This window comes from Phenylobacterium sp., assembly GCF_044236515.1.
Lineage (GTDB): Bacteria > Pseudomonadota > Alphaproteobacteria > Caulobacterales > Caulobacteraceae > Phenylobacterium.
The window spans coordinates 1-11,726 of sequence record NZ_JBIIGK010000091.1; the positions used below are offsets into that span (position 1 = coordinate 1).

The 11,726-nt window shown below is 69.2% G+C and carries 10 protein-coding genes and 1 tRNA gene; 5 read left to right on the forward strand and 6 right to left on the reverse strand.

The features are described 5' to 3' along the window. The coding region (locus ACILRF_RS10370; protein ID WP_395672570.1) for an argininosuccinate synthase at positions 1 to 779 on the forward strand (779 nt) is incomplete at its 5' end. Positions 780 to 788: 9 nt separating this feature from the next. Here ACILRF_RS10370 and ACILRF_RS10375 read toward each other — a convergent pair. Beyond that, positions 789 to 989: a KTSC domain-containing protein gene (locus tag ACILRF_RS10375; RefSeq protein ID WP_395672572.1), complete on the reverse strand. Its 201-nt coding sequence runs from the start codon at positions 987 to 989 to the stop codon at positions 789 to 791. Between the two features lie 135 nt (positions 990 to 1,124). Between ACILRF_RS10375 and ACILRF_RS10380 the strand changes: the two genes are divergently transcribed. The 3 genes from ACILRF_RS10380 (at position 1,125) to ACILRF_RS10390 (ending at position 6,018) form a co-directional block, all read left to right on the forward strand. Then, complete coding sequence (locus tag ACILRF_RS10380) at positions 1,125 to 1,709, forward strand: CC0125/CC1285 family lipoprotein (RefSeq protein ID WP_395672574.1); 585 nt, start codon at positions 1,125 to 1,127, stop codon at positions 1,707 to 1,709. Positions 1,710 to 1,902: 193 nt separating this feature from the next. Further along, positions 1,903 to 3,894, forward strand: a complete 1,992-nt coding sequence (locus tag ACILRF_RS10385) for a PQQ-binding-like beta-propeller repeat protein (protein ID WP_395672576.1) — start codon at positions 1,903 to 1,905, stop codon at positions 3,892 to 3,894. A 135-nt stretch (positions 3,895 to 4,029) separates the two neighbouring features. Then, a complete protein-coding gene (locus ACILRF_RS10390; RefSeq protein ID WP_395672578.1) occupies positions 4,030 to 6,018 on the forward strand; it encodes a PQQ-binding-like beta-propeller repeat protein in 1,989 nt (662 codons plus the stop codon). Between the two features lie 10 nt (positions 6,019 to 6,028). On the opposite strand, the gene ACILRF_RS10395 is transcribed toward ACILRF_RS10390, so the two are convergent. The 5 genes from ACILRF_RS10395 to ACILRF_RS10415 form a co-directional block, all read right to left on the reverse strand. Further along, positions 6,029 to 6,853, reverse strand: a complete 825-nt coding sequence (locus ACILRF_RS10395) for a family 16 glycosylhydrolase (protein WP_395672580.1) — start codon at positions 6,851 to 6,853, stop codon at positions 6,029 to 6,031. Beyond that, on the reverse strand, positions 6,840 to 8,594 hold the full coding sequence (locus ACILRF_RS10400; protein WP_395672582.1) for a polysaccharide deacetylase family protein: 1,755 nt from the start codon (positions 8,592 to 8,594) through the stop codon (positions 6,840 to 6,842). The genes ACILRF_RS10395 and ACILRF_RS10400 overlap by 14 nt, the downstream gene beginning before the upstream one ends. Before the next feature lie 72 nt (positions 8,595 to 8,666). Beyond that, positions 8,667 to 10,280, reverse strand: coding sequence for a GMC family oxidoreductase (locus ACILRF_RS10405; RefSeq protein WP_395672584.1), 1,614 nt, complete (start codon positions 10,278 to 10,280; stop codon positions 8,667 to 8,669). Positions 10,281 to 10,397: 117 nt separating this feature from the next. After that, positions 10,398 to 10,472 (reverse strand) — tRNA-Gly (locus ACILRF_RS10410). 103 nt (positions 10,473 to 10,575) lie between these two features. Then, positions 10,576 to 11,319 carry a DUF6065 family protein gene (locus tag ACILRF_RS10415; protein WP_395672586.1) on the reverse strand — a complete coding sequence of 248 codons (744 nt, stop codon included), beginning with the start codon at positions 11,317 to 11,319 and terminating at the stop codon, positions 10,576 to 10,578. Between the two features lie 96 nt (positions 11,320 to 11,415). On the opposite strand from ACILRF_RS10415, the gene ACILRF_RS10420 reads away from it, so the two are divergent. Next, positions 11,416 to 11,726 (forward strand): YbaK/EbsC family protein (locus tag ACILRF_RS10420; protein ID WP_395672588.1); only part of this gene is annotated, 311 nt, incomplete at its 3' end.

An 11,726-nucleotide genomic window follows, 5' to 3' on the forward strand; every position in this document is an offset into this window, starting at 1 on the left:
GCGAATGGGACTTCAAGAGCCGCGAGGCGCTGATCAGCTTCGCCGAGCAGCACCAGATCCCGATCAGCAAGGACAAGCGCGGCGAGAGCCCGTTCAGCGTCGACGCCAACCTGCTGCACTCCTCATCCGAGGGTAAGGTGCTGGAGGACCCCGCGGTCGAGGCGCCCGAGTTCGTCCACATGCGGACCATCGCGCCGGAAGACGCGCCGGACGCGCCGACCATCATCACCATCGACTTCGAGAAGGGCGACCCGGTCGCCATCGACGGCCAGAAGCTGTCGCCGGCCGCCCTGCTGACCCGGCTGAACGAGCTCGGCCGCGACAACGGGGTCGGCCGCCTCGACCTCGTCGAAAACCGCTTCGTCGGCATGAAGTCGCGCGGCGTCTACGAGACGCCGGGCGGGACGATCCTGCTGGCCGCCCACCGCGGCATCGAGAGCATCACGCTGGACCGGGGGGCGATGCACCTCAAGGACGAGCTGATGCCGAAGTATGCGTCGCTGATCTACAACGGCTTCTGGTTCTCGCCCGAGCGCGAGATGCTGCAGGCGGCGATCGACCACTCCCAGGCGCTGGTCTCCGGCCAGGTGCGGGTGAAGCTGTACAAGGGCAACGTCACGGTGATCGGCCGGACCTCGCCCTATTCGCTGTACGACCAGGAGCTGGTGACCTTCGAGGAAGGGGCCGTCGCCTACGACCACCGCGACGCGGCCGGCTTCATCAAGCTCAACGCCCTGCGGCTGCGGGTGACGGCCAACCGCGACAAGCGGCTGCGTTAGGCGCCTGCGCTAGCTGTCGAGGCGACGGTAGGCGTATCGGTCGCGGATCTGCGCCTGAAAGAAGCGGCCCTTGGAGCCGGATTCGACGAAGGAGCGGTGCACGGCCGGCGGCACCTCGTCGTACTCGTAGGCCTGACCGCTGACGAAGCGCACCCGCAGCCGGCGGCGGGGCGCGTCGTAGTCGATGGCGCGGACGGCGGTGGACGGCATCGCCGTGGAAACGCGCGAGCGTCCGACGCGAGTTCCAGCCCATGAAAACATCGGGCATGAAACCCGCCGTTGCGGCTGGGTGTTGTGAGGCATAGATGTCTTAATCGAGGGACATCCGTTCGTTCGAGACGCCATATGTCAAAGAAATCCGCCGCTATCGCCGCCGTGCTGGCCTTGGCGGCCGGGCTCACGGCGTGCGCCACGGCCACCCCGTACCAACCGAACCTTCCCGGACAGCAGACGTCCGGCGGCTATTCCGAAATGCGCCTGGAAGAGAACCGATTCCGGGTCAACTTCGCGGGCAACAGCCTGACCTCGCGGGAGACCGTCGAGGGCTATCTGCTGTTCCGCGCGGCCGAGCTGACGGCCCAGAACGGCTACGACTGGTTCTCCATCGTCGACCGTTCCACCGATCGCGACACCCGCACCTATGTTCAGCCGGATCCGCTCTACCGCCCCTGGTACGGCCCGAGCTACGGCTATTGGCGCCCGCACTGGCGCTACTACGGCCGCGGCTTCGGCTGGCGCAGCTGGGATCCGTTCTGGGGGGACCCCTTCTGGGCCGACCGGATGGACGTGCGCACCGTCGAGCGGTTCGAGGCTTCGGCCGAGATCGTGATGGGCCGCGGCGCCAAGCCGGCCGACGACACCCGGGCCTTCGACGCTCGCCAGGTCATCGACAACCTGCGCCCGCGCATCCAGTACCCCGGGCCGCGCTGACGAGTTGGAAGAGGGCGCCCCCAACAGGCGCCCTCGACCCCGCCAAGGCCCGCTGAGATCCCTGAGTCCAACCGCCGGGCCAGATTGACCGTAGGTCAACCGTCGACGAATACTGTCATCTGAGGTCGCAGATAGCGCCTCGGTGGCGGGCCGTCCAAGCCGAGTTCCGCCTGACAGATTAGGGGGAACTGGAATGCGTGGATTGCTTTGGCTCGGCTCCGCTACGGCCGCATTGATCCTGGCCGCCGGCGCCCCGGCGGCTGCGGCGCCGAAGAAGAGCGACGCGGCCTATATGGGCGGCAGCAAGCGGCTCGACCGCTATTCGCCGCTAGGCCAGATCCACAAGGGCAATGTCTCGCAGCTGCGGACCCTGTGGACCCGCCCGGGCCTCGATCCCTCTCTGAAGGCCGCCTTCCCCGACCTGACGCCCTCCGACTATCTGCGCGGCACGCCGATCCTTATCGACGGGGTGCTCTACACCCCCAACGCGGTGGGGCTTGTGGAGGCCTTCGATCCCGCCACCGGCGCGACCAAATGGGTGCAGAAGCCGTTCGCTAACACCCTGGCGGAGGCCGCCGGCCAGAGCGCGCGCACCGTCGACTACTGGGAAAACGGCTCCGACAAGCGGATCTTCTCGGTCCGCGGCGAGTACCTCTACGCCCTTCACGCCCGCGACGGATCGCCCGTGGCCGACTTCGGCCAGGGCGGCCGCGTCTCGCTCAACCGCAATACGCCCGATGACGCCAAGTACTTCGGCTTCAATGGCCCGCTGGTCGTCGGAGACGTGATCGTCATCGGCGGCGAGGGGGGCGGCAAGGCCGGCGGCGGCTACGCGGACGGCGGCAACACCAAAGAGGCGAGCCCTGAGGACATCCGCGGTTATGACGTGCGGACCGGCAAGCTTGTCTGGACCTTCCACATCCTGCCGCGGCCGGGCGAGCCCGGCTACGAGACCTGGACGCCGGAGTCGGCCGCCTATTCGGGGAACATGGGCGCCTGGGCGCCGCTCTCCGCCGACGAGGCGAACGGCATCGTCTATGTGCCCCTGTCGACGACCACCAACGCCTACTACGGAGGCCACCGGCCAGGGGACAACCTCTACTCGAACAGCCTGGTCGCCCTGAACGCGAAGACCGGCAAGCTGGTCTGGCACTACCAGATGGTCCACCACGATGTCTGGGACAGCGACAACGCCTCGCCGCCGACCCTGGCCGACCTCAAGGTGGACGGCCGGACGGTCCCGGCCGTCATCCAGCCGAACAAGACCGGCTTCCTCTACGTCTTCAACCGGTTGACCGGTAAACCGGTGTGGCCGATCGAGGAGCGGCCCGTGCCGGCTTCGACGATCCCCGGCGAGCGCTTGTCGCCGACACAGCCGTTCCCGACCAAGCCGCCGCCGTTCGATCGCCAAGGCATCCGCGAAGACGACCTGATCGACTACACGCCGGCTCTTCGCGCCGAGGCGAAGGCGGTGCTGTCACAGTACAACTACGGACCCCTCTTCACCCCGCCCTCCCTCGACGAGAGCGCCACCGGCGGCAAGAAGGGCACACTGGCCATGCCAGGCGCGTGGGGCAGCGGCAACTGGAACACGGGCGCGTTCGATCCGGAGACCGGCCGCTACTACGCCGTCTCCATGACCCTGCCCGGGACCTTCGGGCTCGCCAAGCTCACCGGCGGCGGCGCGACCATCGACTACGGTTATCCGCCGCCCCCGCCCGGCGGCCGGACGGGCGCGATCGCCATCGCCTCGCCCTACGGCCCCGGCCCCGACGGCCTGCCCCTGCTGAAGGGCCCGTACGGCCGGATCACCGCCTATGACATGAACCGCGGCGACAAGCTGTGGACCGTGGCGAACGGCGACGGCCCGCGCAATCACCCGCGCCTGAAGGATCTCAACCTGCCGGAGCTGGGCAACACGGGTCGGCCGGTGGCGCTGGTGACCAAGTCCCTGCTGTTCCTCGGCGACGCTTCCGACTCCCTGTTCGGCCAGGCCGGCCTGCGGGGCGCGGTCAAATTCCGCGCGTTCGACAAGGCCAGCGGCGCCAAGATCTGGGAAACCCCATTGCCGGCCGGAACCACGGGCGGTCCGATCACCTATATGGCGAACGGCAAGCAGATCGTCCTGATCCCCGTCGGCGGCGCCGGTTACGGTTCCGGTTGGGTTGCAATGGGCCTGCAATAGAGAGCGCGCACCTAAGCCGTTCGATCCGTCGTGTGCCGGCGGCTCGGACAGAGTTCGGTACGAAGCAAAGACATCACACAGAGAAACAGGACGCCTCGGCCAGAGACGCCGACGGGGGCATGGGAGATCTTGGCAATGCGCAATACCATCTGGCTGAGTTCGGTGGCTGCAGCCGTTTTCGTCGTCGGAGCCGGCTCCGCGGCGGCCGCGCCAAAGGACACGGTCTATCTCGGGGGCAGCAAGAAGCTCGACCGCTATGCGCCGGTCGGCCAGATCAACAGGTCGAACGTCGCGGGCTTGCGCACCCTGTGGACCCGCCCGGGCCTCGACCCGTCCCTAAAGGCCGCCTTCCCCGACCTGATCCCCTCGAACTACCTGCGCGGCACGCCGATGCTGGTGAACGGGGTCATGTACACACCGAACGCCGTGGGACTCGTCGAGGCCTTCGACCCCGCCACCGGCGCGACCCGCTGGGTCCAGCAGCCGTTCACCGCCACCCTGGCCGACGCGGCGGGCCAAAGCACCCGCACCGTCGATTACTGGGAGCACGGCGCCGACAAGCGGATCTATTCGGTCCGCGGCGAGCACCTCTATGCGATGAACGCGGCGGACGGCACGCCGGTCGCCGGCTTCGGCGAAGGCGGCCGCGTCTCGCTGAACCGCAATACGCCTGACCAGGCGCCCTACTTCGCCTTCAACGGTCCGATCATCGTCGGCGACGTGGTGGTGATCGGCGGCGAGGGCGGCGGCAAGGCCGGCGGCGGCTATGCCGACGGCGGCGACACCCGCGAGGCCGCGCCCGAGCACATCCGCGGCTATGACGTGCGGACCGGAAAGCTGGTCTGGACCTTCCACATCCTGCCCCGGCCGGGCGAGCCCGGCTACGAGACCTGGACGCCGGAATCGGCCGCCTATTCCGGCAACATGGGCGCCTGGGCCCCGCTGTCTGCCGACGAAGCGCGCGGCATCGTCTATGTGCCGCTGACGACCACGACCAACGCCTATTACGGCGGCCACCGGCCGGGCGACAACCTCTACTCGAACAGCCTGGTGGCGCTCGACGCCAAGACCGGCAAGCGCCTTTGGCACTTCCAGATGGTCCACCACGACCTGTGGGATTACGACAACTCCGCCCCCCCGACCCTGGCCGAGCTGAAGGTCGGCGGCCGGACGATCCCGGCGGTGATCCAGCCCAACAAGTCGGGCTATGTCTATGTCTTCAACCGGGTGACCGGAAAGCCCGTGTGGCCGATCGTCGAGCGCCCCGTGCCCCAGTCGACGATCCCGGGCGAGCACACCTCGCCGACCCAGCCGATCCCGACCAAGCCGCCGCCGTTCGACCGCCACGGCATCACCGACGCCGACCTTATCGACTACACGCCGGAGTTGAAGGAAGAGGCCCGCCAGTTCGTCGCCCAGTACGTCACCGGCCCGACCTTCACCCCGCCGTCCCTGGACGAGAGCGCCAACGGCGGCAAGAAGGGCACCCTGTCGATGCCGGGCGTCTGGGGGGTCGGCAACTGGAACACCGGCGCCTTCGACCCCGAGACCGGCCGCTACTACGCGGTCTCCACCACCCTGCCGTCGGTCTATGGCCTGGCCAAGCTTACTGATCCGAAGGCGACCATGGAGTACGGCAACGCGCCGCGTCCGCGGAACGCCGCCGCCAGCACGACGCCGCGCGTCTCGTCGGCCTATGGCCCGAGCCCGAACGGCCTGCCGATCCTCAAGGGCCCCTACGGCCGGATCACGGCCTATGACATGAACAAGGGCGAGCTGCTGTGGGTGGCCGCCAACGGCGACGGCCCGCGCAACGACCCGCGTCTGAAGGACCTGAACCTGCCGCCGCTCGGCAACATTGGCCGTCCGGTGGCGCTGGTCACCAAGTCGCTGCTGTTCCTGGGCGACGCCTCGGACTCGCTGTTCGGCTCGGCCGGTCTGCGCGGCGCGGCCAAGTTCCGCGCCTTCGACAAGGCCAGCGGCGAGCAGGTGTGGGAGACCAACATCCCGGCCGGCACCACCGGCGGTCCGGTCAGCTACATCGTCAATGGCAAGCAGATCGTGCTGGTCCCGGTCGGCGGCGCCGGGCACGGCTCCAGCTGGATCGCCATGGGGCTGCAATAGGCCCGACGGTTCAGCGGGCGTAGACCCGAACCCAGTCGACCTGGAGTTCGGTCGGCAGCGCGGCGGTATCGACCCCGCCGCGCCCGCTGCGCTCGGCCCAGGCGCCGCCGACCGCCAGGTTGAGGATCAGGTAGAACCTCTGGTCGAAGGGCCGGCGGCGGCGCTGGCTGTGATAGGTCCGCCCGTCCACCGACCAGATCATCCGCCGCGGGGTCCAGTCCAGGGCGTAGACGTGGAAGTCGGTGGGGTCCGCCAGGCTCGTTCGGCCGCCGACCTGCCGGTTGGCGTTCGGCCGAGCCCCGTGGTGCGTCGCGCCGTGAATTTCGCTGCGGCGGCCGACGCCGAGGTTCACCCCCTCGGCGATGTCGATTTCGCCCGACAGCGGGTAGGGACCGTAGTTGTCGTGCTCGGGCAGCAGCCATATGGCCGACCACAGGCCCTGACCGGCGGGCATCCGCGCCCTGACCTCGATCCGGCCGTAGCGGAACGAGGCCTTGCCGCTGGTATGAACCTGGCCTGAGCTGTAGCCGCGGGTGACGAGCCGATGCGGCCCGCCGCCCATCCGGGCGGGCAGGGCGGGACCGGTCACCCGTTGCCGCCGCGCCGTGAGCCGCAGAACCCCGCCGGCCACCGCGACATTGTCGGGCCCGGGCGTATAGCACTGCCGCTCGCCGTTGCCGCCGCCGCGGCAGTCGTCGGATGCGGTCCATCTGGCGGAATTGAGGGCCGCGCCGTCGAATTCATCCGACCAGATCAGCGGAAGGTCTGCAGCCGCGCCGGGAGAAGCCGCGCTGAGGACAAGGACCGCCGTGGCGACGGGCTCACGGCAGCGCATGCGTCACGGCGCCATTCGCGGGCAGGTTCAGGCGAACCTCGCGACGCCTAGCTTTCGGCAGAATCACCGCCACGTCGGCGGCGCCCAGCGGCGCGGCCGCCTGCAGCACCCAACGGCCGTCGTGCAGCGCGACATCGGTGTCGAGCGCATCACGGGCGCGCCACCAGTCGCCGAATGCGCTGATCGAGCCGATCCAGGCTCGGTCGCGCCAGCGGTCCGCCAGGACCGTCTCAAAGGCCAGCTTGTGATCGGTGACGTTGGGGTGGATCAGTATCGTCGCGACGCCCCGGTCCCGGGCGATCTGGCCGACCAGCCGGTCCGCGGCGTCGAGCCGGTCTCCCAGACTCGGCGGCAGTTCGTCCTCGATGGCGACGGGGAATTCCCAGACCGGCTGCAAGGCGCCGTCGCCGCGGCTGTCGGTCAGCTGGAACGGTAAGTGAGTCAGCGCCATGTTGGCGGTCAGTGACGACGAGTACCGGTAGCCCGTGGCCTCGAGCGCTTGCGGAAGGCTAAACGGATAGGACAGCCGGCCGGGCCGGAACGACCGAACCTGGGCGCCGGCGAGCCGGTCCAGCAGGTATTTCGAGACCCGCAATTCGCCGAGGATCGTCGCATCACGGACCGCCCGTTCGCCTTCGACGAATGGGCGATAGGCGGGGTAGCGCTCCCGCCCCTCGCCAAGAGGCATCGACTCGAACTCTCGTGAGTGCGCGACCGTATGGCTGCCGACATCCATGCCGCTGGAGACCAGGCGTCTCGTGGCTGCGACGGCGGCGTCGTTGAAGAAGGCGACGTCGTTGTAGTCCTTCATATACTTGGTCTGGACAAAGAAGGTGGCGCTGAGCCCGCGCGCCTTCAGCGCCTGCGCGTAGGTCACCGAATTGGCCGGCGAGGTCCCCGCGTCGATGTCGTGGCTGAGCAGAATCGACACCTGCTTGCCGGCCGGCGCCGTGGAGATCAGCCATGGCATCGGCTCGCCCGCCACATAGAGGTCCCGCACCCAACGGAACAGCACGTCGAGGGACGGCTCGTAGGCATTCACATAGCTGCGCGACACCACCTCGGCCCGGCCGTTCATGGCGCGCTGGGCGAAGGCGCCGAGATCGACCCCGAGCACGCACGCCTGGCCGACGACCGTGCGACAGGCGGCGGCGGTCGCGCCGTCTTCGAACCGCGCCAGAACCCGCGTGGTGGTCGGCGCGTAGCCGAAGGTGGCGATCCGCGTCTCGCGGGCGCTGGAGACCGCAAGTTCGTCCGTCCGGGGCTCGCCGGCCGGGGTCGTCCAGCGCAGCCGGGTCCGCATGTTGGACTCCGCGCCCGCGCCGACCCCGAACAACTCGCCCAGTCCGCCTCCGGCCAGATTGAACGCCAAGACCGTGCCGCCGGCCCGGACGTGGCCGGCGAGGGCGCGGAGCTGGGCTCCATCAAGCACGCGCCCCGAGACGATGGGATAGACCAGGACCACCCGGTGGCGCAGGGCCTTGGCCGGGTTCTGAGTGACGGTGACCGGCACGCCATGGGAGCGGAAGCCGCGGACCAGCCCCAGCCACCCCGACTGCGGGTCCGTGACGAGAATGGCAAGGCGGTGGGGACCGCCGCGGTCGAAGTCTGCGATGTTGGCGCGGGGCGGTTCGACAACCCTGGCCCTGCCCTTCGGGCCGCGAACACCGCTGAAGACGTGCATGACTGCCGGATCGGGCCGCTGGGCCCACCAGACGGCGCCAATGGCGGCGACGGCCACCAAGACAAGGAGGCCGAGAACAATCCGGTTTCGCATCACAGGAAGGTACCGGCGCCCGCGAAGCGGGTAAATTCAGGACTTTCCCGCATCCTCCAGGATCATCGCGGCGGCCTTCTCGGCGATCATGATCGTCGGCGAATTGGTGTTGCCGGAGGTGATGCGCGGCATGGCCGAGGCGTCGGCGACCCGCAGCCCATCGACGCCGCGGACCCGCAGCCGGGCGTCGAGCACGGCCATCGGGTCGTCGTCGGGGCCCATGGCCACGGTGCCGGCCGGGTGGAAGATGGTTGTGCCGATCTCGCCGGCCGCGCGGCGCAGGTCCTCGTCGGATGCATAGGCGGGACCGGGTCGGAACTCCTCGGGGCGGTAGCGGGCGAGGGGCGGGGCGGCGACGATCCGACGGGTGAGCCGCAGGGATTCCACCGCCACCTGCCGGTCATCCTCCGTGGAGAGGTAGTTCGGCGCGATGGCGGGCGGGGCGCCCGGGTCCGGACTGGCGGCGTGCACGTGACCGCGGCTGGTCGGCCGCAGATTGCACACCGAGGCGGTGAAGGCGCCGAACGGGTGCAGGCCGTCACCCCACTTGTCGAGGCTGAGCGGCTGGAAGTGAAACTCGAGGTTGGCGGTGGCCTGGCGCGACGAGGACCGGGCGAAGGCGCCGAGCTGGCTGGGCGCCATGGTCAGCGGGCCGCGCCGGCGCAGCGCGTATTCGATGCCCATCCAGGCGCGACGGACGAGATTGGCGTAGTCGGTGTTGAGGGTGCGGACGCCGGAGACCTTGTAGATCGGCCGCAGCTGAAGGTGATCCTGCAGGTTCTCGCCGACGCCGGGCGCGTGATGGACAACGTCGAGGCCGAGCCCCTGGAGCCGCGCGCCGTCGCCGACGCCGGAGAGCTCGAGCAGCTTGGGCGAGCCGACGGCGCCGGTGGCCAGCACCACCTCGCCGGCCGCCCGAGCCTCGAAGCGCTGGCTGTCCTTCGTGAAGATGACGCCCGCGGCGCGGCGGCCCTCGAAGGTCACCCGCTGGATCTCGGCGCCGGTGATCAGCTGCAGGTTCCGGCGACCGAGCGCCGGCTTCAGGAAGGCCCGCGCCGCGCTCCAGCGGCGGCCGGCCTTCTGGTTGACCTGGAAGTAGGAGGAGCCGGCGTTGTCGCCGGTGTTGAAATCGTCGACCTTGGCCACTCCGACCGCCTCGGCGGCGTCGCGGATGGCGTCCAGCAGCGGCCAGCGAATGCGCGGATGCTCGACCCGCCACTCACCGCCGGCGGCGTGGTGGGCGGACGGCCCGTCGATATGGTCCTCGTGCTTGAGGAAACAGGGGAGTACGTCGTCCCAGCCCCAGCCGGTCAGGCCGAGTTGGCGCCAGCCATCATAGTCGGCGGCCTGGCCGCGCATGTAGATCATGGCGTTGATCGCCGACGAGCCGCCGATCACCTTGCCGCGCGGATAGGCCAGCGACCGCCCGCCGAGCCCGGCCTCCTCGGCGGTGGCGAACATCCAGTCGGCGCGCGGATTGCCGATAGCGAAGAGGTAGCCGGCGGGGATGTGAAACCACACCCAGTCGTCCCGGCCGCCGGCTTCCAGCACCAGCACGCGGTTGCGAGGGTCGGCGGACAGGCGATTGGCCAGCAGGCAGCCGGCCGAGCCGGCGCCGGCGACGATGTAGTCGAAGGGTCCAAGATCCACCGCCCGACTGTACCGGCGAGCGGCGTTCGCCGACAAGCCGCGGCGCCGGGCTGGATGGGCAGGGCCGGAATCAAAAACGCCGCCCGTAGGGGGCGGCGCCTTCGCAGGTCTCGAATTTGGAGCGGGCGAGGCGATTCGAACGCCCGACCCCAACCTTGGCAAGGTTGTGCTCTACCCCTGAGCTACGCCCGCGCTCCTCGAGGGTCGGTCCCGTGCGGGGCCGCCTCGAAATTCGAGAGGCCGGCTTATGGCAGACGGCCCGGGGCTTTGCAAGCGGGCCGGCGGCGAAATTCGATCAGCGGAATTTCGGGGCCTTGAGCCGCCGCTTGTTGACGTGGCCCTGCGGGGCCGGGGCCTCGACCTCTTCCGGGAACTCGCCCTTGAAGTAGTAGCGCTGCCAGGCCTCCTTGGTGGCCTCCGGGTCGTTGCGGAAGATCTTCTGATTGAACTCGCTGCGGTGCTTCTCCCAGACGTCGTACTGGTGGCGTAGCTCGGGATCGGAATCCATCCGGCGGACCACCGGCTGGATCTCGTGCAGCGTCTTGTCCTGCAGCAGGGTGATGAAGCAGAACGGCTCGCCCTTCTCGAACCGCACCCGGCCCGGCCGCGTGAACAGCCAGTTCATCGTGAAGGGGAACGGAAGCCAGTCGGTCTCGACGACGCCGGACAGCGGCTGGATGCCGTCCTTGATGTGGTTGGGCGCGCCCATGACCATCATCGACCAGCCCGGCGGCGTGCGGAACAGGTAGCCGGCGTGGAAGGTCAGCACGCCGTGGCTGAAGTGGCTGGACGCAAGTTTGTGAAAGTCGGGGTGCGGGCTGTCCGGACGCAGGGTGATGTCGCTCTGCATGGCGCCGCCGTTCCATTCCGCGGTGAACGACATGGGGCAGAGCAGCTCCCAGCCCGAGGAATTGGCCATCGACAGCGGCAGGCAGCGATAGGGGTGCCGGGCCGAGAAATGGTCCATCCAGGCGCGTTGCGGCCGGCCGGGCACGAGTTCCGGCGGGCGTTCGGTGACGGGGAAGCACTCCAGTTCCATCGACGGCTCTCAGGCTTGCGGACTTTGCGACCCATAGGACGCGGGCGGGCGCGGCGTCCAGTTCGCGATGGCCGCGAGTTCGGCTATGCAGGCGCCATGATCGACAAGGCCGGGTTCCTCGATTTCCTGCGCGACCACGCCATCGCCGCGACCACCCACGAGCATGAGGCGGTGTTCCGGGTCGGCGAGGGGGAGGACCTCAAGGCGGGAATGCCCGGGGCCCACACGAAGAACCTGTTCCTGAAGGACGCCAAGGGCCAGCTGTGGCTGATCTCGGCCGAGGCCAATGCGGCCATCGACCTGAAGCGGCTGCATCCGGTGATCGGCTCGGCGCGGCTGTCGTTCGGCAGCCCCGAGCTGATGGGCGAGGTGCTGGGCGTGACGCCGGGATCGGTCACCGCCTTCGC